The 24,090-nt window shown below is 55.2% G+C and carries 20 protein-coding genes and 1 pseudogene; 13 read left to right on the top strand and 8 right to left on the bottom strand.

Translation table 11 applies throughout. The annotated features are described in order from the left end of the window. Window positions 1-285 precede the first annotated feature (285 nt). Both DM818_RS13655 and DM818_RS13650 read left to right on the top strand, forming a co-directional pair. Window positions 286-3,198, top strand: a complete 2,913-nt coding sequence (locus DM818_RS13655) for a PAS domain S-box protein (protein WP_153952781.1) — start codon at window positions 286-288, stop codon at window positions 3,196-3,198. A 483-nt stretch (window positions 3,199-3,681) separates the two neighbouring features. After that, window positions 3,682-4,176 carry a hypothetical protein gene (locus DM818_RS13650; protein WP_075935906.1) on the top strand — a complete coding sequence of 165 codons (495 nt, stop codon included), beginning with the start codon at window positions 3,682-3,684 and terminating at the stop codon, window positions 4,174-4,176. 1,624 nt (window positions 4,177-5,800) lie between these two features. Here DM818_RS13650 and DM818_RS13645 read toward each other — a convergent pair. Beyond that, window positions 5,801-6,202 carry a DUF5684 domain-containing protein gene (locus DM818_RS13645; RefSeq protein ID WP_153952780.1) on the bottom strand — a complete coding sequence of 134 codons (402 nt, stop codon included), beginning with the start codon at window positions 6,200-6,202 and terminating at the stop codon, window positions 5,801-5,803. Window positions 6,203-7,433: 1,231 nt separating this feature from the next. Continuing rightward, window positions 7,434-7,877, bottom strand: coding sequence for a DUF3592 domain-containing protein (locus DM818_RS13640; RefSeq protein WP_075935909.1), 444 nt, complete (start codon window positions 7,875-7,877; stop codon window positions 7,434-7,436). A gap of 853 nt (window positions 7,878-8,730) precedes the next feature. Here DM818_RS13640 and DM818_RS13635 point away from each other — a divergent pair. From DM818_RS13635 to DM818_RS13620, 4 genes are all read left to right on the top strand, one after another. Beyond that, on the top strand, window positions 8,731-10,407 hold the full coding sequence (locus DM818_RS13635) for an ATP-binding protein (RefSeq protein ID WP_153952779.1): 1,677 nt from the start codon (window positions 8,731-8,733) through the stop codon (window positions 10,405-10,407). Window positions 10,408-10,615: 208 nt separating this feature from the next. Continuing rightward, window positions 10,616-11,359: a PAS domain-containing protein gene (locus tag DM818_RS13630; RefSeq protein WP_172977346.1), complete on the top strand. Its 744-nt coding sequence runs from the start codon at window positions 10,616-10,618 to the stop codon at window positions 11,357-11,359. A 1,644-nt stretch (window positions 11,360-13,003) separates the two neighbouring features. Next, window positions 13,004-14,323, top strand: coding sequence for an orc1/cdc6 family replication initiation protein (locus tag DM818_RS13625; protein ID WP_200798662.1), 1,320 nt, complete (start codon window positions 13,004-13,006; stop codon window positions 14,321-14,323). 433 nt (window positions 14,324-14,756) lie between these two features. Continuing rightward, window positions 14,757-15,959, top strand: a complete 1,203-nt coding sequence (locus tag DM818_RS13620) for a DUF6498-containing protein (protein WP_143823750.1) — start codon at window positions 14,757-14,759, stop codon at window positions 15,957-15,959. A gap of 231 nt (window positions 15,960-16,190) precedes the next feature. Here DM818_RS13620 and DM818_RS13615 read toward each other — a convergent pair whose 3' ends face one another. After that, window positions 16,191-16,505: a DUF1330 domain-containing protein gene (locus tag DM818_RS13615; protein ID WP_075935913.1), complete on the bottom strand. Its 315-nt coding sequence runs from the start codon at window positions 16,503-16,505 to the stop codon at window positions 16,191-16,193. 274 nt (window positions 16,506-16,779) lie between these two features. Here DM818_RS13615 and DM818_RS13610 point away from each other — a divergent pair. The 3 genes and pseudogenes from DM818_RS13610 to DM818_RS13600 form a co-directional block, all read left to right on the top strand. Continuing rightward, window positions 16,780-17,037 (top strand): annotated as a pseudogene (locus DM818_RS13610) (DUF7342 family protein); the annotation flags it as partial. Between the two features lie 280 nt (window positions 17,038-17,317). Further along, entirely contained in the window at window positions 17,318-17,857 is a 540-nt protein-coding gene (locus DM818_RS13605; RefSeq protein ID WP_075935914.1) for a DUF7342 family protein, read from the top strand. A gap of 3 nt (window positions 17,858-17,860) precedes the next feature. Beyond that, a complete protein-coding gene (locus tag DM818_RS13600) occupies window positions 17,861-18,319 on the top strand; it encodes a hypothetical protein (RefSeq protein ID WP_153952777.1) in 459 nt (152 codons plus the stop codon). A gap of 203 nt (window positions 18,320-18,522) precedes the next feature. On the opposite strand, the gene DM818_RS13595 is transcribed toward DM818_RS13600, so the two are convergent. From DM818_RS13595 to DM818_RS13585, 3 genes are all read right to left on the bottom strand, one after another. Continuing rightward, on the bottom strand, window positions 18,523-19,773 hold the full coding sequence (locus DM818_RS13595; RefSeq protein ID WP_153952776.1) for a hypothetical protein: 1,251 nt from the start codon (window positions 19,771-19,773) through the stop codon (window positions 18,523-18,525). A 318-nt stretch (window positions 19,774-20,091) separates the two neighbouring features. Next, the gene (locus DM818_RS13590; RefSeq protein ID WP_153952775.1) at window positions 20,092-20,361 is read right to left on the bottom strand and encodes a hypothetical protein; all 270 of its coding nucleotides are present in this window, start codon (window positions 20,359-20,361) and stop codon (window positions 20,092-20,094) included. After that, on the bottom strand, window positions 20,358-20,651 hold the full coding sequence (locus DM818_RS13585; protein ID WP_153952774.1) for a PadR family transcriptional regulator: 294 nt from the start codon (window positions 20,649-20,651) through the stop codon (window positions 20,358-20,360). Before DM818_RS13585 ends, DM818_RS13590 begins: the two co-directional genes overlap by 4 nt. Window positions 20,652-20,904: 253 nt before the next feature. Between DM818_RS13585 and DM818_RS15410 the strand changes: the two genes are divergently transcribed. Next, a complete protein-coding gene (locus tag DM818_RS15410) occupies window positions 20,905-21,153 on the top strand; it encodes a GntR family transcriptional regulator (protein WP_075935919.1) in 249 nt (82 codons plus the stop codon). On the opposite strand, the gene DM818_RS13575 is transcribed toward DM818_RS15410, so the two are convergent. Next, window positions 21,132-21,368 carry a hypothetical protein gene (locus DM818_RS13575; RefSeq protein WP_153952773.1) on the bottom strand — a complete coding sequence of 79 codons (237 nt, stop codon included), beginning with the start codon at window positions 21,366-21,368 and terminating at the stop codon, window positions 21,132-21,134. The two genes, DM818_RS15410 and DM818_RS13575, sit on opposite strands and share 22 nt — an antisense overlap. Before the next feature lie 135 nt (window positions 21,369-21,503). On the opposite strand from DM818_RS13575, the gene DM818_RS13570 reads away from it, so the two are divergent. Continuing rightward, window positions 21,504-21,830: a hypothetical protein gene (locus DM818_RS13570; RefSeq protein WP_172977345.1), complete on the top strand. Its 327-nt coding sequence runs from the start codon at window positions 21,504-21,506 to the stop codon at window positions 21,828-21,830. A 318-nt stretch (window positions 21,831-22,148) separates the two neighbouring features. On the opposite strand, the gene DM818_RS15040 is transcribed toward DM818_RS13570, so the two are convergent. Then, on the bottom strand, window positions 22,149-22,856 hold the full coding sequence (locus DM818_RS15040) for a hypothetical protein (protein ID WP_172977344.1): 708 nt from the start codon (window positions 22,854-22,856) through the stop codon (window positions 22,149-22,151). Window positions 22,857-23,118: 262 nt separating this feature from the next. Here DM818_RS15040 and DM818_RS13560 point away from each other — a divergent pair, with 262 nt between their 5' ends. Together DM818_RS13560 and DM818_RS13555 are read left to right on the top strand one after the other, a co-directional pair. Then, on the top strand, window positions 23,119-23,364 hold the full coding sequence (locus DM818_RS13560; RefSeq protein ID WP_153952770.1) for a UPF0175 family protein: 246 nt from the start codon (window positions 23,119-23,121) through the stop codon (window positions 23,362-23,364). Window positions 23,365-23,440: 76 nt separating this feature from the next. Then, window positions 23,441-23,794 (top strand): winged helix-turn-helix domain-containing protein, encoded by a 354-nt coding sequence (locus DM818_RS13555; RefSeq protein ID WP_153952769.1) that lies wholly within the window; start codon window positions 23,441-23,443, stop codon window positions 23,792-23,794. Window positions 23,795-24,090 lie beyond the last annotated feature (296 nt).

Raw genomic sequence — 24,090 nt, 5'->3', positions numbered from 1 at the left:
GTTTCACATTCAGAAACACATATTCGATTCCGTTACTAATACCGATCAACTGGTAGATACGTTTCTGATAATGGCCAACTGCTCTCTCGTGACATGCAGAGGGTTCTCTCGACAGTACCACATCGAACAGCCTCCGATTTCGGTACCACTATAGAAACATGATTCCTTCGGCCGGCGCACTCGCTAGGGGCAGGAATGTCTGGACCATCTTGATGCTCTACCGGCCCAAAATACCGCTACACGGGCGTAGCGTTATTATTCTATAACGTTCAACTTACAGAGAAAATGTTCGAGCTCTTCACGCAACGACACCCGACAATTGGCGTGGTGGGGCCAGCGTCGGTCGAAACGACACTTCAAGACGCGCAGAATTCGCTCGACGTGGCTGTTTCAATAGCGTCTGCCGGACGTGACGCTCCCGGCTCAGTTGAGGAGTTCGACTGTGTGATTGCCGCGGTAACGCCTGAGTCGGGCAGCGCCGACCGGACAGACGGCGATACAGCCGCGTCACCGACCGAGGTCAGCAACTGGGCGGTTCGGAACGCCACCCGTGACTCCGCCCCACCGGTGGTGTACGTCGCCTCTACGGAGGCATCGATCGCTGAAGCGCTTGAGGCCGGTGTAACGGAATACCTCCCGTGGGAACTGCTCGCAGAATCGCCGACGACAGTGCTCGAGCGAGCGGTTACCGCAACAGAGGTACAGCCGACACCCGACTATCGGACCATCTACGACAACGTCTCTGAGCCACTCACACTTCATGACCCCCAGACGGGAGAGTTAATCCACGCAAATCAGCGGCTCTGTGAGTTACTAAAGTATGACCGAGCGGAGCTCATTTCCATGCAGGTTGGCGATTACACTGCGAGCATCGACGGGTACGATCAGGCCGCTGCCATGGAGGTTATTACCTCCGCGACGGAGAGCGGAACCGTCGGTCCAATTGAATGGCCGCTTGAGACGGCTGATGGCGAACACGTCTGGGTCGAAGCAACGCTGACGACGGTCACGATAGACGAGCAGGAACTAGTGTTGTCGACCGCCACGGATGTGACCGATCGTCGACGGCAGCGCCGTCAGTTCCGCGAGATATCGACGCATATCGATGAGGTCGTCTATCTGGCACGTGCGGACCTTTCTGAGGTGCTCTTTATTAACGAGGCCTACGCAGATTTGTTCGACCAACCGGTCAAACGCCTGTATGATGACCCGATGGCCGTTCTCGACGCCGTCCATCCGGACGATCGCGAGGCGTACCGCTCGGATCTCATCAATATGAGCGAACATATCCGCGAGGAGGAGTCGGGTCCGTACACGTTTAGTCACCGACTCCGCGTGGACGGTGAGACGCGCTGGGTAGAGGTACGCGGCTACCCGAGCCGCGGCCCGGGCGGTGCTGTCGACCGAATCGTCGGCGTCATTCGGGATGTCACCGACGCGCGACGCCGCGAGCGAGAGTACGAGCAGATATTTAACGGCGTGACCACCGCAATCGCAGTCCACGACCCCGTAACGGGTGAGATCGTCGATGTGAACGACAGTTACGTCGAGTTATTCGAATACGACTATGAGACGATCCTTCAACAGGGAATCAACAGTCTCAGTGTCCCTGATGAGGGGTATACCAGTGCGCGAGCGAAGGATCTCATCACCAATGTCGCCGAGAACGAGGAGGATGAGACCGTTGAGTGGCGAATCGAGACTGCCGACGGCGAACACCGTCTCGTCGAAGCGAACCTCACAGTCGCAACTGTAGGTGGACAGCGCCGTGTCCTCGGCTTGCTGCGCGATATTACCGAACGCAAGCGCCGCGAGCGGGAGTATGAGCAGATTTTCAACGGTGTCAACGACGCTATTGCCATCTTCGACCCGGAGACGCTCTCTTTTGTCAGTGTGAACGACTCGTATCTCGAGCTTGCAGGGTGCGACGATCTCGAGGAGATTCGAGACCTCGGTATCGAAGGTCTCAGCGCGACTGAGGATGGGTACACAGCCCAACGCGGTAAAGAACTACTTCAGACCGTCGCTCGTTCCGGTGAACCGAAGACCATCGAGTGGAAACTCGCGCCGCCGGACGAGGAGCACTCATGGATTGAGGTCACGCTGGCGACGGCTGAGATCGGTGGTGAACAGCGAGTTTTGTCGATCCAGCGTGATATCACAAAGCGGAAGCGTCGCGAACGAGAGTTCGAGCAGATCTTCAACGGCGTGACGGACATAATCGGGGTCTACGACCCGCAGACCGCAGAACTACTTGATGTGAACGACACCATGTGTGAGCTCCTCGGATATGCCCGCGACACGATCGTCAATATGGACCCAGAAGAGGTGACGGCAACGGCGCTTGGATTCGATGCGAAGACGATCAGAGATGTTATCCGCGACGTGGCCAAGTCTGGTGACCCGGCGAGGGACATCGAGTGGGCGCTACGGACCGCCAGTGGCGAGGTAGTCTGGATTGAGGTTAACGCGGCATTAACAGAGATTGGCGGCGAGCAGCGTGTGGTCACTATCGCTCGTGACGTCACTGGACGGCGCGACCGCGAAGAGCGGGTACAAGTGTTGAACCGTGTACTGAGACACAACGTACGGAATGATATGGATGCGGTCTTGGGATACACGGCTGCAATTGAGGAGACGGCGGAAGACGAGGTCGTTCAAGAATACGCCGAAAGCGTTCACGATATTGCGAACAGTCTCTTGGAACTGAGCGGTAAGGCGCGCGCCGCCAGCCAAATGCTTCAGGACAACGACCAGCCGGAAAATAGCGGAGCCGGAACAGTTCTGGAGTCTGTCGTCGCCAACCTGCGTGAGTCTCACGACGAAGCGACGATTCAACTGTGCTCTGCGGAGGCTCCCGCACCGGCTGATACAGCTGTCTTTCGGCTGGTGTTAAGCGAGCTCATTGAGAACGCCGTTGAACACGGTGGTGACTCCCCGGAAGTCGAAATTGAGACGACGGCTTCTAGGACCAATGATGAGGCGCGAATCACAGTGCGTGACGATGGACCTGGCATTCCTGATCGAGTCCTCAGTCCGTTCCGAGCCGACGGTGAGTCGCCGCTCCAGCATAATCACGGAATCGGTCTCTGGCTTGTGAACTGGGGTGTTCGGAAACTTGGTGGCGGTATTGAGTTTGAGCAACCCACCGATGGTGGAACTGTCGTTCACGTTTCTTTACCGAACGTGTTGCGCTAGCAGCCGTAAAGGAGGTAGCGGGTCTGGTTCCGAACGGGCTCGTTCGCACATTGTACCCAACATCAACAATACACGATTTATCTCTAAATTAAGAATGCACCGACTGGAGGTGTAACGGCCACAGTATCTGCGTCCAAACAGCACCCACGTTTAGCAATCTCCTCCGATTGCGTTTGATATCTTGAATCGGCTTGTGGGAGCCGATATCAAACCCAGCAAAATCCCAAACTCTTGTTCTTGGCCACAATCACGGAGGTCACGTTTGAACTGTGATATCTGGCACTGCTCGCGGAAATAATTGAACTATGCGGCGCGTCGCTAGCGGTTGATGATATTATCATGACTGGTCCCCAGGCAGGTACACACGTTACCCTCCCAATCATAGCCGTGCACTATAAGCACTCTATCGACCGATTTCACCGTCAGAGACACTCCAAGTGGGTTTAATTCAATCTCATATCAATAGCAATACGCCCTCCGACGATGAACCGAAACACGCGCTTGTCATTTGAGTCCGTTACGAGACGTCGAGCCCTCGCAATCGGTGCCAGCGCCGCTCTAGCGTCCACCGCCGGCTGTTCGACAGTCCTTGATGCGATTGGCAATCAGATTTTCGAGGAGATTAACCTACTCAACCAGTTGAATCAGGAAGTCAGTGGATCGATTGAGGTCGTAGACCCCAACGGTGAGACGGTTCTCGATACCTCGTTCGACGTTCCCTCTACTGAGTCAGGTGGGGAGAGCAATATCGTCGCCTACGCCGACGTATGGACCACCTCCGGTGAGTATCAAGTTGACTTGGAACTCGCAGATACGGTAATAGCAGGGACTTCACAGCTAAATCGTCGATTTTCGATTACCAGTACTGAAGAGGAAATCGTCGCTATCTCCATTGGCTCAAGCAACGAAAATGAGCCAATCGCGCTTCGGGTCGGGGAATCGTTCTCGAATCTTGGCCAGACAAACGAGACCAGCTAACCGGGGCCAAGGAGTTTTGCGAGCAAACATTCGACGGCGGGTTCCAGTCAGGAGCAACAACGAACAACACAAAACGCCCAGCTGCGTGTATCAACACTGTTACGCGAGTCCGGTTGCCGCTGCGACCACGCTGGAAATCAATCTTCAACTATTAATCTGCTTTATCTATCGTAGCATGGTTTTGAGTTCAAAAAGATACTGGCGCGACAGAATTGTACTCCAGCAGACGCAGTCCGATACTCACGATCCAATGTCTTGATCCCCGCGACAAGCCGCTTTGGAGGCTAGTGTAATGTGTCTAGAGAGTACCAGTTGAGATTAAAATTGGAATCTTCATATCCCAATCTAATGTGTAATTGACAATTTCTCCCTATTAAAATCGGAGGAAGATGTCAAAATCGCTGGTACTCCTAACTGCCGGTACTGTAGTTGTCAAAGACGCCAAAGTATCCTACCTTGCTGGGTCTGTATGGCTAGATCGACGCTTCTCGTTGAGTTTGTATTACTCGCTCTTGATTACATAGAGAACCAGCACATAGGTACAACTGAACACAATGACGAGTGTATTTCCGCAGTCGATTCCTGGAAGACACCTGTTCTGTAAGCAACCTAATCTCACCGTCCACAAGGGGTGGCAGGAAAGAGTCCTCAACAAGCTGTTATCGGAAACAGCGCACCCAATTCGGCGGGTCAGAGATCATCTGAAACCCATTTTCCGAAATCGCGTTGCTTGCCAACTACTCGGTACAGGTTCTTCAACAATATCTACCGCAATTCAGTAACGACAGAGTCGAGAGCAATGAAATTATTACAGACACTCTACCCGCTCGGACTGGCCAGTACTAACATTGTAATAGGCTGGCTACTTTTTCATTCATCCGAACACATTCTTGGAGGATTAATCCTCGTGGTTGGGGCCTTTGTCGTACTCACCTCAATAGGAAGGAGTATCAATTGGTGTAAATCCTTACTCAGCAATCAACACTAACTCCACCACACTTCTCGGGACTATTCTCCGTTTGATTCTCACTTATCCCGATTACTGAACCCGGTACGGGGATATTGAATACCAACCAAGTTCGATCGCCATCGTCGCGGCTGACACCTTTTTTGAACTTTCTCTGGCGGTACGAATTGCTGATCGATCACGAGATTCGAATTGGATGTGAGGCCGTCAACAGGTGGTTGACCCCTTGACCTTCACTGGCTGCAGTGACAGACTAGCCGAACTACCACATCTTAAAGCTACGACCTCGATCATGAACCCGCTCGTTGGTGCGAGTACCGCTGAGGACAACGCCAGTGACAATTGAAATGAAATAGTGAACTACTATCTTAGGGACAGATGCCGAACCTGAACATCGAAGTGAGCGACGAAGAGTACGAATGACTGAGCAAAGTGAAGGACACACACGGCCTAACGTGGCGAGGCCTCGTCATTCAGGGCGCGAAGGCGTTGGACACCGAGGGGCCACTGTGGGGCAAGGGATGGCTCGTACGAACGCGATTCCTTCCCGCTGTGAACGGCGTGGGTTCCTCACTACATCAAGATAATTTTCAATGTCCAATTTATCATAGGACTGAATCCGTTGGTTTCGCCTTCCTACCGCTGTAGATTCAACTATTAGATCATATTCTTATCCGGGGTAGTGGCATCATCATACTGGTAGTCACCGAACCCAAGAAGCGGGTAGAAGATGAATGAAAAAAGCGTGAGTCCGATGCCGAACAGAACACCCTTGTTGAATTTGCCAGCGATGTCAATACTAATTTTCAGCGTGGCGAAAAAGTTAATCACTGGAATAAAAAATAGGATAAACCACCACCCTGTGTTTCCGCTTATTTTGACCAAGACGTAGAGATTGTATATTGGGACGATTCCAGCCCACCCCGGCTTACCAGCCTTCTCGAACATCTTCCAAAATCCGGCAAAAATCAAGACAACAAGTCCTAGTGTTACAAATAACTCAATATTTTTACTACTGATGAATTGTACCGGATCGGATGAACTCAATGCTGATCGCATCAACCAACGGATTTTCTCGTGTTAGTAAAAAATACAAGTCAGCGTTTCACACTCTGAATCACATAGAAATCAACGACGTTGCGCTTTTCGTCCCACCCAACAGGGGTCGTCCCGTTCTCAATTTGTGACGATTATGAGATCTCATCGCGTCTGGGACCTCTCGAGACGAAGCCTCTACAAAGACCGTTCTCAGTGCTGGCAAACTTAACACGTATAGAGGCGGAATCTTAGACCTCGATTATATGCCGAAGTGTGCGTCGCGTGTGACAACAGTATATCCCTGGACTGAGAGTATCTCATCACGATACTGATTCGCAATCATCTGTTGTGGGACACGTCGTAGTCCGAACCGCCGATTTGAGGTATATGTCACATCGATAGTTGTGTATTTACCTGAGGTGCTAACCGTTGAGGTATACGTCGCCCATGGTTGGTCATTAATATTGACTTCTGACTCAATTACAGATCCACTATCTGCTGTCGGATTCGTCTCGGTTTGGACAGCCACGTCGGCCGACTGGAGTCCAAATAGGTATGAAACGGAGTATATTACTGCGTCATCTTCTATCGAAATTTCATCAGCCATACCCCATTGAAGTGCGAGAACAGGCGGTACGGGTCCGGAAAATTCGTCAATAACGGTATCGAGATTGTCACTAGACCGAAGTCGGAGCGTCCCGTTTGACTGAAAAATGGGAAATCGCATGAATATAATGAGGATAGCACCGGCGGGAATGGCTAGTAGCAATGACGTTACGAGATATGTGCCTAGGAATGCTGACACTGTGAGGAGCATAATAAGCGCGTTGAGTGGACGTTCGCGTCTAAGATAGCTCTGTGCGACATCGACTGCCTTTTGGGAGCGCTCGGGATCTCTGGAGGGCATCGTGCGGATTATTGATTACAAAGATTTACTTTTGTCGTTTGATAGAATATTCCAATCTTGAGAGAAGTTGAAGTGATAAATACGAAAATGAAAGGTGCGAGTTGATACAGCAACTACCACCGGTATTAATCTTCGAACTGGGCAGCACCAAGTAGTTGGTAATACGGTTTCTTACTTCAGAGTAGTGCGTGAAACTCACGTTCAGTAGAGGATATCCACATACCAGCCCGATACCCAAAATACCACAATATTGTTACGAAACACGTGCGAGACTTAGAGACAGAACATGAAGCAGTGATTCAGCAACCAAGCGGAAGGAGATCACCCTAACGGAGTGGTTCAAAATTAAGAAGCGACGGATTTGTAGACTGGCCTTCCGATCAGGAATAGGCCTAAGATGCCGAATATAAGTGGTACGGGGCTACTCTTTTTCTTAAGATACGATTCCGAGGGTGAGCCTTGCACGACATAGGCCGTGGTTGTCTCCCCGACATTGTACTGGTCAATTCTATCTTCCGCGGCGGCCCTTGTGTCGGACGCTTTTGTTCCTATTCCCGGGCTGATATTGTCGGAAGTGTATTGGGTTCCATTGTACGTGTAGCTGTAAGTGACGTGGGGTGTGTACCTATCCCCACTTTTTGACGAATCCATGGTGACTTCTTTGCTCTCCACCGTGGCTTCAATCTGCACCCCGGACGAGAGGCTTTGTTGCTGAGAGTATGCCATGTATCCAGCAACTCCGAGCAGCACAATCCCCAGTATTATACTTATCAGAGACAGCTTCGACATATTCGTGATTGCTTAGACTACTAAATGTTAATTTTGACGTGTTTCTCACTGCGCAACACATGCATATGTAGTGGCCGAATCACCCTGATTCAGTTTCACGGTGGTTTCTGGAAAAAGGAACCGCGCTACTATCTACTGATAATGATCACCGGCGTAATCGTGATAGCCACCCCACGGACAGTAAACTGCATTTACCTGAGTCTCTTCAAGAGGATTAATAATCGTAATCGGAGTGTTTCAACAGTAGTAACAGCGATCAGTTAATTGCTTAGCCGTCGGACGAATTAACAAACTCAGAAAGTACTATCTTTCTTCGAGGAGAGAATCCCGCCGTTCACGACGGGCGTGAATCCGGCAACGCTTCCACCCCCCACGTTCAGCAACAATACGGATATTTAATTGGCATCGTGCTGTAGCATAACGTACACCGAGGCGGTCACACCGCCTAGTCAAATGCACAATATCGGGACTCCGAGACGCAGAATGTTCGAGACACACTCTCGAACCGCTGTGGTGTCTCGGCCATGATAACTCCGAGTCCCATGCTGGGATAGGAGTAACGGCGGCGTGGCCCCGCCATTGGCCTGTCATGCCGACCGGTCGTAAACCAGCAAATATCCCAACCCAGCGGTGCGGTGCCGTGGAAAGCCTCGTCGTTTACGGCGAGGAGGAGGTCACACTTGGGACCGGTATATCACTTGAGATATCTGCGTTTCTGGACCAGTAACAGGTGTGGTGAAATTATGTATGATTCACTTGATCAATCAATATGATTGACCCCGATGATAGCTGTAACCGACTGACGATTCAATGCAATTCTGTTTGAATATTCGAAAGCGAACGCCCCCTATCAATGCTGCTCTCATTAGGACTCTCAGTTTCCATTGATGTAGTCATTATTGGACTATTGATATGGGTAACGTGGCAAACTGCGAAGGATCGATCCCCGCCAAATGCGGCCCCCTTTGCGCTAATGACCGGCAGTCTGTTGTTGTGGGCGTTCCTCTCGCTGATCTCTGAACTTCCGAACGCGTGGGGGGTCGGATCGAATTTGGCTGCTATCGCGCAGGTTATACCGATTGTGTTTCTTCCCGCGATATGGCTGGTCTATGTGCTCGGGTATACCGGCCGAGAAACAGGCTTTACTTTCCTCCGAGGCGCGCTGTTTGTTCTCCTGGCGCTCCCGCTAACTGGGGCAGCCGCCACGTGCGAGGGTGACCCAACGAGGGAGGAGATTCGTCGCTCACTCGCGTCACTCGTCGGTGCTGAATTATTCTTGATAATTATAATCTTTGTCTACGCAGCCTTTCTCTTCATTAGCTACGGTTGGAACCACGGACGTGTTTCAAGAACACAGGTTGGAGTTCAACTAGGAGCAGTCTCAGCGCCGTACATTATTGGTGGCTGGCTCGACGGAAGTTCGATTATCGATGGAGTTACAGGCGGGTTGTTAGTTTCGGGAGTGCTACTGACAGTTGCGATTCAACGTTATCCAGTATTGACAGGGTTCCCGAAGGCTGATTATGTCGCGCGGTCACGCGTTGTCGAATCGCTTCAGGAGGCAGTTGTCGTTGTAGATTGGAAATCAAAAATCCTCGATGCCAATGTAGCAGCTGAGGAATTGTTTGGGTGGATGACACAAAACGTAATCGGGACACCACTCGACACGGCCGTTGATGGATTCGACGGGATAGATCTATCAACTGGTACTACAGGAGTCGTTTCGCTACAGACCACAAAGGGCCGACGTCAGTTTCAGTACACGGTTTCTGACGTCGAACGCGACACAGGCGACAGCGACGAGGAGCCCGTGGCCCGGACAATTGTCTTCCGAGACGTAACCGATCAGCGGACCCGTGAACAGCGGCTCTCAGTACTCAATCGAGTGCTTCGACACAACGCCCGGAACAAACTCGACGTGATCTTGGCGCATGCGGATCACGTAGAAGACGATACGCACCGGACATCAATTCAGCATAGTGCCAGAGAACTTGCCTCGGTCAGTCGGAAAGCACGGGAGGCTGAAGAGGTTATGACCGATAGCGTCGGCGCTCCGTCGACGGTCGATATTGCTGCTGTCGCCCACGAAGTCGTCACGAGGGTCCGGGATGACTACCCGGATAGCAGCATCTCAGTCACCGCACCGGAGCGGCTACAATTAACCTCCTATCGGACCGTTGTACACCGGCTCATGACTGAGCTCGTCGAGAACGCCATCGTTCACTCAGATGATCCCATACGAGTTGATGTCGAGGTTGAAACAACAGTTGATGACATCCCGCAACTCCGAATCGCAGACAATGGTCCCGGAATGCCAGACCGGGAACGTGATTTATTGACCGAATCGGGCGAAACACAACTTGAACACGGGCTTGGTGTCGGACTCTGGTTCGTCAATTGGGCAGTAAGCCAACTGGGCGCTGAACTTGAGTTCCAGTCTACTGGTACCACGGGTACTACCGTAGTCGTTCGTTTTTATCGGAACAGAGAATCGATACCACAAGACTCAGACGGCAGTGATAATGGGTGACAAGCATATCGACGCTGGAGCCTTTAATGATTTGAGCTTTGTTGAAATCCTCAGAAAGTGATATATTGAACTGGTTCTTGATTCGTGAACTCACCCCGAGGTCAAACCTCGGGGCTTCCTGCTTCAACGACGCGCTACCGTGCCGAATGGCTGCACCTCTTCCGCAGCTAACAGCGTTGTTAGTTGCTCGCGAAATATTGACCAAGCAGTGGCAAGACGCCGCGCCGAAATGCAGGTTGAACGGGGATTCCAGGCCATCGAGACCGCGTACGATGGCATCAGCTCCCTTGATGACAGCGGTGATTTCATCTACGTGAACGAAGCATACGCCGATATCATGGGGTATGACCCCGGTGAGCTCGTCGGAGAACACTTCAGCACGCTCTACCCCGAAGCAGATATCTCCATCGCGTACGACGAGATCATCCCAACTGCCAAGCAGAGTGGACAGTGGAGAGGAAAGACGGTGTTCGTGACGAAAGGTGGTGAACAGATTACTGTCGACCATCTCCTCTCATTCACGACCGAGGAGACGATGATTTGCACCATCTCGGAGACGGATGGAGCAGAGGCGATACGCAAGGAGTTGTCGATGAAAGAGGGAGCGATGGACAAGGCACCAATTGGAATCACAATGAGTGATCCATCACAGGATGATAATTCCATCATCTACGCCAACGACAAGTTTGTCGAACTGACTGGGTATCATCGAGACGAAGTCATTGGTCGAAATTGCCGATTTCTACAGGGCGAGGAGACACAAGAAGAGCCAGTCACAGAGATGCGTCATGCAATCGAGGCAGAGGAACCTGTCTCCGTTGAGCTTCGGAATTATTGGAAGAATGGTGAGATGTTCTGGAATCGTGTGACCCTTGCGCCACTGTACGACGATGAAGATGAATTGGAGCATTTTGTCGGGTTCCAAGAGGACGTGACAGCGTATCATGACTAATTGAGTAGTTCACCCAACTTGGCACAGAAGTGGCGTATCGACAGTTGTGAACCGCCTCGGGGTCAAGCCCTGAGACACTCGGCCTGTTCCACCTGTAGAGCGGAACTTAGCAACACCGACGGGAGCTTACAGCAGTTCACACGGCGGTGCTGAGTTCGAAGTTACCCCTATCGACACCCGAATAGTCATCACATGCATCTGCTGGAGGAGACACCCCTCTATCGAGATGTAGCACTATTCATCGGTTATCTGACTCCATCGGACAGAAAGCGGGCAGACAGACCATCAGTTCCGAGACAGAGTTGGAGTCAGATATCAAAGGTCATGATGCGTGCAGATTGGGCTTGAGAACCCGTAGAACATTTCGATAGAGGGGTGTGCCTTGTTCGTATGCGATACGAACGAGAGTGTGCAGTGCTTCATTGTCTGACCAATCGTAGCCCTCGTGTTCGCAGTTGCGTACGGGAAATCTGCAGTCGAAACGGTACCGTTGTATCTATCGAGATCTATTGTGATCGAGTCATAGACGGTACTCGATTCCGGAAAACAGACCCCTCGGTACACGCTTGCTCGTTCGTATACAATACGAACGTATGGCCCCGAACCGCATCAAACGATCTGGCGGTGGACTCGCCTTGCAGATCACACAGCCAGTACGGGCTGCCGGACTCGTGACGGAAACAGCGGATGGCGAGTTGAGAGAGGGACCGCACCTGTGTTCGTTGCTGCCGTGGACGACACAATTCTCGTTGGGAACCGTGACGCGGTGACGGAACGCGACCGCGTCGAACGAATCACGTCGCTTGCTCGCGATGCAGGGTCGCTTCACCGAATCGTCCATGCCCGCATTCAGCCAGAAGGACACGGATATCAAGTGCAACTACCCAACGCTGGTGATGCCGGGTTCACGATCGGAGATCGGGCGCCGGTCGTCGCTGGAGACGATATCCTCATTATCCACGATGGCGACCCGAGCCGAGCAAATCGTGCGACCTCGGTCGCGACGATTCGTGAATCGCAGTGAATGACTCGACTACAACGGGCGACGGCGGGAACAGCGTTGCCAACAGTACCAATCGCGGACGAGCTCGAAGAACTGGTCGGTGAGGAGATATCCCCACGCGTCCTTGAGGGGGACACACACCCCTCTATCGATATGTTTCCCCCTGGGCGTCTGTGGCCAGCGTCGGCCATCGGTTTCGTCGAGAGTGTCGATTATCGCCGGATAACGAGGGTAAGACTGCAGATTACTCCGGCTGACGGACTAAGGGTGTGACGACCTAGCACGAAACATCTCGAACAAATCGATACAGGTGTGTGTGTGTGTTGTGTTGTTACTAGAAAGAAGAAAGAAAAGAGAAAACGATCAAGAATTCGACAGCCTCGCCGATTCTACCGTCAACATACGTTATTAACCCGCTCTCGCCGATATACTGGGCTTCTCGCGGCCGACACACGCTCAGCTCGAACATATCGATAGAGGGGTGTGTGTCTCCCCGTGTTCATTTCGATACTGGGGTGTGTCTCGGCACCGCGGATAACTTCGATTCTGTACTAAACCGACCAGTTACGCTGTCTTGACGTATGATACATTTCGATAGAGGTGTCCGAAGCTTTTTGCCATCTCCCTTACAGAGTCTGTCTATGACTCCCGACGCCGACGATGCCGATCCCTCTATCGAGGATATGCTGCTCGAGTTCGATGAGGGAGCGCAGCTGATCCAGGACCGGAGCCTGCTTGACCCGACACACGTTGTCGATGAAGACCGCATCGTTGGCCGTGACGACCAGTTGACCGAGATCACACGGATGCTTCGTGTTGCGATTGGCGGGAATCGACCACCGAATCTCTTTCTCTACGGCCCCTCCGGAACGGGGAAGTCGCTCATCTCGAAGGCCGTCTGTGACAAGATCGACGCCATCTGTGCACAGCGAGGTATCCGCTTCGGCACGATCGAGCTCAACTGCCAGGACCTGGATACCCTCGGTGTTGCTGTCTATGAGCTCGCTGAACGCGCTGCTGACGCTGCTGGCGTCGAGGTCGAAGTCCCGAAACACGGGGTGGCGACCAAGGAGAAATGGGATGAACTCTATCGTATCGTCAACGACCACTTCGACGCGGTCGTCATCATCCTCGATGAACTCGACATGCTCGTTGGCCGTCGCGATAAGGATGAACCCGCGTTCTCTCGGTTGCTGTACCAACTGTCGCGAGCCGGTGGGCAAGCCGATGCCTTCGATGCCCACGTCTCGATTGTCGGAATTTCCAACGACACCAAGATGCTCGAGCAGGTTGATTCACGAGCCCTCTCCTCGTACACGCCTGAGGAGGTTCACTTCGGTGACTATGATGCGAACCAACTGCAGGATATCCTCCATCGACGGCAGGATGCCTTCGCCGACGGTGTGCTGGATGGTGACGTAATCCCGCTCGCAGCTGCGTATGCCGCACAGACGCACGGTGACGCACGGAAGGCGATCGATCTCATGCGCGTCGCTGGGGAACTTGCCGAGCGCGGCGGGGATGCAACGGTCACGGCCCAACACGTCGAGCAAGCCCAAGCGAACGTCGAGAAGAATCGGGTCCTTGAGGTCGTCCGCGGCATCTCGACCCAGAAGAAGCTCTGTCTGTATGCGACGGCCGCGGTGGCGGCTGAGTCCACCGATGGGACAGCGCGCTCGACGACCGGCTTCCGTGTCTACGAGTATATCTGCGAGTCGATTGATGCCGAGCAGTACCAGCAGGAGAGTTACGTGAACAAAATGAAGGAACTCACGACGTACTCGCTCGTTGAGTTCGAGCGCCAGTCACGTGGCCCGACGAGTGGTGTGTTCCTTGAATTCCGGTTCGCCGAGGAGCCGACGACCATCATGGAAACGCTTCGTGAGGATTCCCGAATCAACGACTTGCACCCTGACGAACTCGATAGTGTCGTTGCCGCACAACTTCGCGGCGAAAGCTGATCGGCTGGGAGACACCCCTCTATCGGAATGTTTCGGCCCACAACCAGACACCCCTCTATCGAATTGTTCGACTGGCGGGGACACAATGGCTGAGTGATGGCACCCGCCTCTATCGAAATGTATTGGGTAGAGATAGCTGTACTGGAGGCGTTTACCGACTGATTTAGCGGGAAGTCGGTGCGAAGACACACCCCTCTATCGGAATGTATGCTCCTGGGGACGGCTGGGTGGCTCCGCTGGTACACACCCCTCTATCGATATGTCCATGCAGGATGTTCTCGCATGCTCCCCGATGTGTGTGCCGGTTGCGCTGGCCGAATTCCTCCAGGGTTCACCCGGAAGGGTTCTGCTGAGATGTCTCGCAGGGTAAGCCGTCAAGTGAGCTGACAAATGCAACGTGTTCAAGTCATAGTTGCCACAACGAGGTGATGAATTGATATCCCCCGACCAGTCTCGACGCCGAGCACTCGCCCGTGCTTTTGTCTTGAATGCCGTTCCAGTCGTCGGTGTCCTCGCGCTTGATTGGTCGCTTCTTGCACTACTGTTGATCTACTGGTTTGAGCTCGGCGTCAATCTTGTCGTCGCAGTGGTGGAGGGAGTGGTCGCCGAGTATCCACCGATGTACGACGATAGTCCGACGGAAACACTGCTGTTTGGGGCTCTCGTCACCAAGCGCGGCGGGATTCCCCTGCCGGGGACACAGGCAATGCTTCGCCCGGCGAACTTGCCGCCGGTGTTTGCAGCGATTGTCGGCTTCGGTCTTGTGTGGGCTATTACAGGCAGTATCGGCATCGGCGGTGCAGGCATGGAGTTGCCGGAATCAGAGATAGATCGAGCAGCCGGCTCCGCACTGCTCGGCTTTCTTGCCGTCTTTGTAACCCGAATCGGGGAGGGAGTCGCCTACTTCTGGAACCGTGAGTACACGAATGTTCCCGTTGGGGATCCACTACGATCAGCACTCGTCCCTATCATGGGCGTTGGGACAGCGATGCTGTTTGCAGGGATGGCGGCCACTGTCGGTGCACCGGCTTGGGGTATCCTGCTCGCGGTTATCGGCGTGAAGCTCCTTGGTGACCTCGCCAACATCTACCGGGATCGGCTCATCGCCTTCGACAGAACCGACGATATTGAGCTTGGATTTGCCGTCGAGTATGAGGACTGGCCGCCTCTGGAGACGACGTTCGAGACCTCACCGACGAACTATCGGTCACACCCTGGCGCCGTCGTGCTTAACGGCGTCACACGGGGACTCCAGTCACCAGTGCTTCTTGTTCTTGGCGTCTTCATCGGCCTATTCACCATTCTCGGCATCACGACAAACAGCGTGGGATTGCTGGTTCTGATGGGGAACATCACAGCGTGGCTCTTACTACTGGCCGCCGTCGTGGGCGTCGTGGACCGCTCGCTTCGGTATCTCCTCGTGACGTATGACGTGGCCGGTGGCGTACTGGCTCGCGACCGCGTTCTCGGCCCACAGTGGCGACTCGACACCGAACAGCTAGCGACTGCAACAACTCACCAAACGAGGATTGACCGATGGTTCGACACGGAGACTATCATCGTTGAAACCGGCGACCGCACGTACAAGCTACCCCACCTCCCCAAGGAGGCTATTCCAAGCGCAGGCGGTGTTTAGCCCCTGAACACTGACATCGACAGGTCAGTCGAGAGCCACGAGCTGACGGGCTGCATTCCATTCCTTCAGCCTCAAACATCGATATACTCACAGGATGCTGGCTAAATGATGCACCCAGCAGATCAAGCGAGGGACCATGTCGCCCTGACTGCAGGGTATCCAACCAGCTTCGACTGGACATTTCAGCGAAAACAGGGGGTCCCTCTTTTGCGTCCCTAACAGGCTGCTTGATCACCCCGAGAACTTCGGAAACATCGCGACGTCGCTCCATGCGCTGGCTTCGTGCCGTGCGCTCATCACCTCGACGTACTCATCGTCCTGCATGAATTCGTGGGCTGTTGTCTCACTGGGGAACTCGATTAGAACAGTCCAGTTGCCGTCCCACTCGCCCTCGAGTTCCTCTGCCTCCTCGGTGGCGATTAATACTTCCCCTCCGTGAGCAGTAATCCGCTCGAACGTCTTCGGCATGTATTCCTCTCGGTAGGTTTCCCAGTCCTCAACCTGTATCTGTGCGGCGACGTAAACGGTGTCTGTCTCCTCGTCCATCGTCGAGAATTATAGGCCGATAGGCGATAAAGGTCCGCTCCCCCGAGACCAGCCGGCGTGAAGCGCTGGCGTCGAGGGCACATTCACCTTAGTCCGGCAGCCCGCCCGCTACCGCAGGCAGACCGCCCGGAATGGTCGGTCGCGAGCGACGCGGAGGCCGGCAGTGGCGAGCGGGGCGGGCCGTCGCGTACACACGGGTTTAGCTGGCCACGTCGCTCGGTAGGCCACTGTGTACGGACACACACCAACTGGCACAGTGCTGCCGCTCACGGCGACCACGCGCTACCAGCCGGACTACACGCGACGGCTCCTTGAGGAGATCCGCACGCTCATCGAGGAGAACAGCCGCGAGGAACTGCAGAACGAACTGGCCGCGATCCCCGAGGAGCTCGAGGAGTGGCAGGCGACCTACGACGTCGAGATGTGGGAAGCGCTCGAACAGTCGCTCGCCGGCGGCGACCTCGCAAGTGCCGAACTCCGCGACCGCCGCGATGTCATCGTGCTCTGGCGTGAGAACGCCCCTAATGTCAGGGGTCGTCGAGCAACGAGCGGGCTCGCTGGACGTAACTGTTGGCGTCCCAGCTACGGGCGTCGCTGATCTCGTCAAGGAGCAACTGTGCATCGCCAGCTGGGAGGTGGCCAGTTCGAACGAACACCGAGAGCAACTACTCTGCGTCTTCAATCAATTCACAGACTCCTTCGTGAGACCACCGCCGTCCCCCTCCAGAAGCGAGGAATGATAGCGGAGGTAAGCATTCGATATAGGGCCAACCACCACAACATATATTAAGAAGCGACTCGAATTGTGTTGCATGGCCGACGATGCATCGGACTCTGAAGGCCTCATGTCCCGCCAGACGACAGGGGAAGACCGCGTCCGGATGACCGCCCAGCAGTTGTCGGAGCCCCGGACGGCCAACTGGATTGCCTCTGAGGCGGGCTGGTCACACGAGCCAACCAAGCGAGTACTTGACCGCCTTGTCGCCGATGGCATTCTCCATCGTGACGACAGCGGTACTCATACGACGTATTATCCAGATTCCCGCCGGCAGGCACTGCAGGAGGCGATGCGGCTTCGCGACAGTGGGCACACAGTTGAGGAACTCACGGACCGGCTCACCGAGATGAAAGCGCAGATCAGCGACTGGGCGGAGGAATTCGGCGTTGAGTCACCGAATCAGCTTCGTGGAACGCTCGCTGACGCAACGCTTGCCGCTGCGGAGGAAGATCGGCGACGAGCGATAGCCCGTGAATGGGAGCACCTGCAAAACCGGATCGAAATCGTCGGGTTCGCAATCCGTGAGTGGAATTTCCTTACACCGACGACAGAGTCCACAGAGGCCCACAGCTAGTTGATGTCGGTGCCACATTCTGGCGGGAACCCGAACGCGAATCTCTACGCGCAATTGAAGCGAGATGTACTTGATCGTGTGCCGCAGATTTCGGCAGTTACGTATGTGCCGGACGAGATTGAGGCCAAGCAGTTGCGAGCGACGTTCGATCCAGCTCGTCTGGACCCTCCGACAGGTCCCAAGTCACCGGAGTTGACGATCAAGTGGTACCGCCAGGACCCGACCGACTGGATCCGGATCAATTACACGGACCCGAATACCGGCTTTCATGCTGGCTGGCATCAAGATGGGGACCATCCTGAGCTTGGGGAGGCACATTTCCAGTATTCAACTACGGAAACGGAGGATCGATGGGGGATTACATTTGAGCACGAGACGCCATCCCTGATGCTTTGGGAAATTGTCGAAACACTGCTTGCGGACGTTCGACCGACCTACCAGTACGAGACCGGAGACGCATGACTCCGAAGGCTCATCAGGTGATCGCCCACATGGCTCTTCAGAGGCTCTCTCCGAGGTGAGCGAGAGGGCACGGTACCGATATCGTGCCATCGCAAGTCGCATTCGGGCGCGGTTGGCGCCAGTCGTCCGACGGCCAGTCCGTGCTGGCATGCTGGAACTGGCACTACCGCTCACGGCCGCTACGCTCGTCGACCCGCTCATCGTCAGTCGTCGCCGGCCGCCTGCGTTGTCCCCGGCTGACTCGCCCCGTAACTGGTAATCACCCCCTGATAGGCGAGTTCCTCGCGCGACGTCTGCGGGTTATCCTCCAGCGCGTAGTGTAGTACCGACTCCTCGACCCGGTCGAGATCGACACGGAGTTGATACTGCCCGTGGTATTTCCCGTACTCGAACCCTTGCGCCTCCCCAGCGGCCTCCATCAACTCATACGCGTACTGGTGTGATGGTCCACCACCGCCGGCGTTGTGCTCGAAGACCTCCATCACCTCCCGGTAGTCGAACGTGGCCGTGCGACTTGTGTTGTCAACGGCCTCGGCCGCGGCGAAACACCGCAATAAGACGATGCGGTCTGACCGACTCAGATCCGCCCACAGACACTGACTCTCGCGATACGTGTCGGTGAGATAGATGTCATCGCGGTGGGGATGCTCGCCGGCGCCGATATGCTCGAGCACGGCCTCGCGATACCGCTCGACGACGGCGGGCTCGTCTGTCCCAAGTTCCGCTGTGATCGTGTCGTGCACGACGGGTTTCGGCATCGTCTCGTTCGGGAGCGATTCGGCAATCGCGATGAGTTTCCCGCGGTCGATGCGCTGGGGCTGGGCTGGGGTCGCAGACTCGGCCGTGTCGGTAGTCGTCGACGCATCGGTCTCCGTGGTCTCGGCTGAAGACGTGTCGGGGGTGGTCCCAGTCTGTGACGCCGTTGAAAATGCAGCTGTGGACACGTCGCTGTCGGAGCTACGATTTTCAACGCGCGGCTCGGTGGTCCCACCGTTGGGACCATCGCCGTCGCTATCTGGTGTGTCTGGCTCGTCGGCAAGCTGGCGTGCTTGCTCGAGAATCCGGCGGTCACGCCCGCCGTCCGTGTACGTATCCAGCGCTGCAGCCAACGCTCGCCCGTACGAGCGGGCGTCATGCTCGTCTGCAAACTGCGTGAATCGCTCCTTCAGCTCGCGATCAACACGGTGCATCAGTTTCTTCGTGGGTTCACCCTGGTACCGGCCGGTCCCCACGAGCACTGTTGAAGAAGAAAGCGCCCGAGCGTCTGTCTGCTCGCGCAGCAGGCGTTCGGCCTCGGCAAGGATGGTGTCATCGTCGATGTACTCACGGATGGCGACTTCGAGCGCAAACCGCTCGTACGGCCCGTTACTGCCGAATTTCGCTTCGACATCGGCCTCGAACCGCTCCCACACGACGGTGGGGACGTGCCAGCCGAGTTGGACACGATCACTCATCTTGGCCACCTCCGCGTTCAATACGGCGGCGCCGTGGTACCACGCCGGTGCCACACACCGCCTGTCCTCTCACGTGTGTGGTGTGTGTGGTAACTGGATGGTAGTGTAGTAGTAGGGTGTTGAAAACGAAGCCAGGCGTGGGCTGGTGGGGGTGGGTCGGGTCGTCCTGCCGCAGTGTGTGGGTTTGCGTGAATTTGAGAATCGTGACGCGACGGGGGCCACGCGTTCGTGGGCTTTCTTCTTCAACAGTCGGCGGCGTGGTACCAGTCGTGGTCCCACGCTGCAACTGAGCCGTCGGCGTTGTGTGCCGCTGGGCTATCATGGCCCACGGATCACCCGGGTTGCTGGCGCGAACGATGGCTGGGGCCACGCCCGAAGCGGCGGCTCCGTAATCGGCCACTGCCAGCCGGCCGGGACGTACTCCGTCTGGAGCGTGGGACCGTCACAGTACCGCGTCTGCGTGTGGGTCGCGTCCGTGAGCGTGTAGCGGGTGGGCCCGTCGGTCTCGGTCTCGTCGATCACGTGTGCGAGCCGAGCCGGCCCAGGTGTGTGATCGTAGAGGACCGCGCCAACGCGACTGGCGGTCATTGTGCCTCCGGCGTGTGCTCGCCGCGGAGCCACGCCAGCTCCGTCATGAGTGTTTCGTGGCCGGCGTCGGTGATCGAGTAGGCGTTGGTCCGGCCATCGCGGGGGCGCTTCTCGACATAGCCGGCCTCGACGAGTGTATCGAGATTCTGGTAGAGGCGGCCGTGGTTGATCTGCTCGCCGAGGTAGGCTTCCAGTCGCTGTTTGATGGTGACGCCTTTCGGGGCGTCATCGCGACGGTCAAGCAGTGCGAGCAGTCGGAGTTGGAAGGCGGTGCAGTCCGGGGCCGTCATGCTCGGTCACCCGTTGGCGTGGCTGGTGAGCGGACGACACAACGATTTTCGGCGTTCGGGTCGTGCGTGTACATGTCTCGGGTAGAGACCCCACGACGCGGCCGTGTTCGAGCACGGTCGCACCCTTTTCGTGGGTGCGCAATCCGCGTCGTAGAGGCATGGCTGAGCATACTCTTGGCTTTCACTTAACATTTGGCTTCGGGCAGGGGTTTGAATCAATAGCTTACTTCTAACGCCGGGACAGATAGCAAATATGTCCCGGGGACCTGACCCAAAAATCGATCCAGTGGAACTCCTACATGAGTTTGTCGTGTCTCCGGATCCTGCCTTCGTCCCCGCTGAAATTGCCGAATCGTTCGATACAAGCGCAGAGACTGCACGCAAGGCTATGGACCGGCTTGTTGATAGAGGCCTGTTAGCCCGCAAGAAGCCGGGAGAACGGACTGTGATTTACTGGATAACGGACGATGGACGTAAGCACTACTCAGAAGAATCTACCTGAGTCTGCTTCGGTAACCACCACAACACAGTTCTCTGAGTTGCTTTCTTTCGGTTTACACAACCTTCCTCTGAGAGGCTCTCAAGCCGCTTGCGCATAGCCTCGGTGGACATTTCAAACTCCGTCGCTACCTCTGATGCAACATATGCAGGCTCATCCTGTTCCCGCATCCATTCCAATATCTCCTCATCAGTGGCGGTGAGCTTGCCCTGAACCATGTGCTAATTAGCTCTGCTACATGCAAAGGGTTTTTGGAGCTTTAGGCCATAGCCATAAGTAGACTCACTGGCCGTAAATTGGCGCGAAAACGCCCGCCTGCTGGAGACAGGCGAGCCAGTGGGTTACACGAACCCATGAGCAAATCAGACACGGCTAGCAAAGAATCTGCTGGCCACGGTTCGACCGGCGCATCGCATATCAGTTCCCCCGACCCACAACTCGGCCACCGGCCTGCCTACTTCGTGCTTGGGCGCACGCGTGACTGTGACTACGTTGCGGACCTCCGGACGCGGACAGTGCACGTCGTGTCGGACGACGGCGAGCGAGTGCATCGATATCATCTCAACGGGAAGACGCTCGATGAGTTCGTTGGCGCGGTCGACGAGGCGTACGGGTGGGATGAGTTGTTGTACGGCGGCGGGATTGCGGGCGTGATCGAGCGCTCGGAGGTTGGTGTATGAGTTTGAACGAGCCCGATGAGGAATTTGTAGCTGCGCGGATCGAGGCAGCGTTGGCGCATATCTCGACGGAGAATGAAGCGGCGCGGTCGGAGTTGCGGAGTGCGTTGGCGGAGGTCGACCCGGAGCGAGCGGTAGAACACGGGCGGTAAGTCCAGACTTGTTGGCTTCGGTCGCTTAACTCGCTTGGCTACCAGTATATATGAAGGGGTGACGGCCCGGCCTCACTCTCGCTCAGGAGGTTCAATTGTTCACTGGGAGCGGGGAGGGAGTGCATTAAGCCAACCAGCGTGTTAGATGAGCGTACCCACACTCTGACTATCACGTGCGGGGGTCCAGCGACTCAAGAGTCCACCTGATATAATCATCAACACGATGTGATAGGTCTACACGTTCAAGTTCGGATATCTCTTGCCCCGAGGTGTTCCGAAACGTGTACTCGTTCGGCTGAGGAATGAGTTCAGACGTATCCAAATCTGTTGTTATCGTTGACTCCATGCTTCCGCCGTCCATCTCTCGTGTAATGTCGTATTCTGTGTGATACTCCGCATACATCTCTTCGAAATAGCGGTGAAGATCAGAATACAGGTTGGCGATAATGATCTCTACACGTTCAGCGAGGAGTTGCATTGTCGGCGCATCTCGGCTTTTTACACGGAATTCTACGTTATATTCATTAGGTCCCCGAGACAGGAACCGTTTCTCTGTGACTAAGGGATTTGCAAACTCACTCGTATGCCGGCGGTAAGTATTGAAGTAGTAATACTTGAAATCGCTCTCAAGCCGCTCCATACGACGCTGGTGATTTGGGTCGTGAACTCGAATTATCAGGAGGGAGACCCCCTCTTCATCGAGATATGCGCAGTTTTGTATGCGAGTCGATATCCGTGACCCATTCTGGGGCGTGATTGAACTTTCTTGCCCAACAACTGCATCAAATAGTTCCCGCCGAGCTTCAGTCGTCGATTCCTGTCCAGTCAGATACGAATAGCCAAACTGTGCCGTTGAGACAAGTGCACTGAGATCCATGGTTTGGATACCCTCACGGGTGTGTTTATGTCATTCTTTCCCGAGTAGCGAATGCTTCCTCACACTAATACCGTCGAAGGGACTACTCCACTACCAATAGCGTATACTGTGTTCCACTGGAACGAGGTCTACTGCAGGACTTAGGACGCTGCCCCCGCAGTTGATTCAAATCACTCCCTCATCTACGATACCTCACGAGTAACAACGATTGCCACCCAGTGTCTGCCAAACATTCACCAGCCGAAATCACGAACACGTACCCATGCCGACAATCGAAATTGACGATACAATATACGACGCACTACGACTACCCGAAGAGGAGCGGTCACAGCGACTCGTGCAGGAACTCGCCATCGCACTGTACGCGCAGAATCTGCTCTCGTTCGCGAACGCACGCGAACTCGCAGACCGAACGCCACAACAATTCCACGCACTCCTTGGCGAACGCGAGATTCCCCGCCACTACACCGGGGCGGAACTCGCTGAGGACCGATGCTATGCCGAGTGAGTCGGCCACTGCCCCACCGTCCCATCCAAACCCCTCGCTTACACACCCACTCCTCGTACATTACCACTAACCACCCATGGCCGACCAGACAACTCCCAACGCCCGCGAACACATCGAGACGGCCCTCCTCGGTGACGACCTCGATCTCAATCGAGAAGTCGCCCGCTTGGCTGCTCTCGGCAGCCCAACCCGATTCACCATCATGCACCACCTGCTGACGACCGGCCCAACGGCGACCACCCAACTCGCCAACCAGTTTGACCGCTCACCCACCGCCCTCGCCGACGACATCCAGCAGCTGGCCGACGCCGGGCTCATCGGCCGGTACCGCGACAGCCACGGCACGGAACGACTCGAGTGTTCGCCACTCGGCGAGTCACTTGCCGATGCAATCTTCGCGACCATCCGCGCGCGACGTGATATGGCCTGACTGACGAAATCGCCCACGGCAGGTGGCACACGACGGTTGGAACACGGCCGACAACCGACCACGGGTATGGAGACGCTGAAGCCGCCGCCGATTAAACAGAATGCCGTCTCGTTATAAACTATTTATAGAAGTGGTCCGTGAGACGGGACATGGTCCGTAAGACGGAATAGATTGACTCCACCAGGGAGTCTAATTCTGCTTCCGATACCACCGTCTGCACCGGATTTGTGTACCGAGGCCGCTATGAGCAATCTGTCCTCCGTTTTAACGATCGAGCTTCAGGCAGCGATACCGAG

The sequence above is a fragment of the Halosegnis longus genome, from assembly GCF_009663395.1.
GTDB classification, from domain to species: domain Archaea; phylum Halobacteriota; class Halobacteria; order Halobacteriales; family Haloarculaceae; genus Halosegnis; species Halosegnis longus.
The sequence above is the reverse complement of the archived record's forward strand: the minus strand, read 5'-3'. Positions and strand labels throughout refer to the sequence as shown.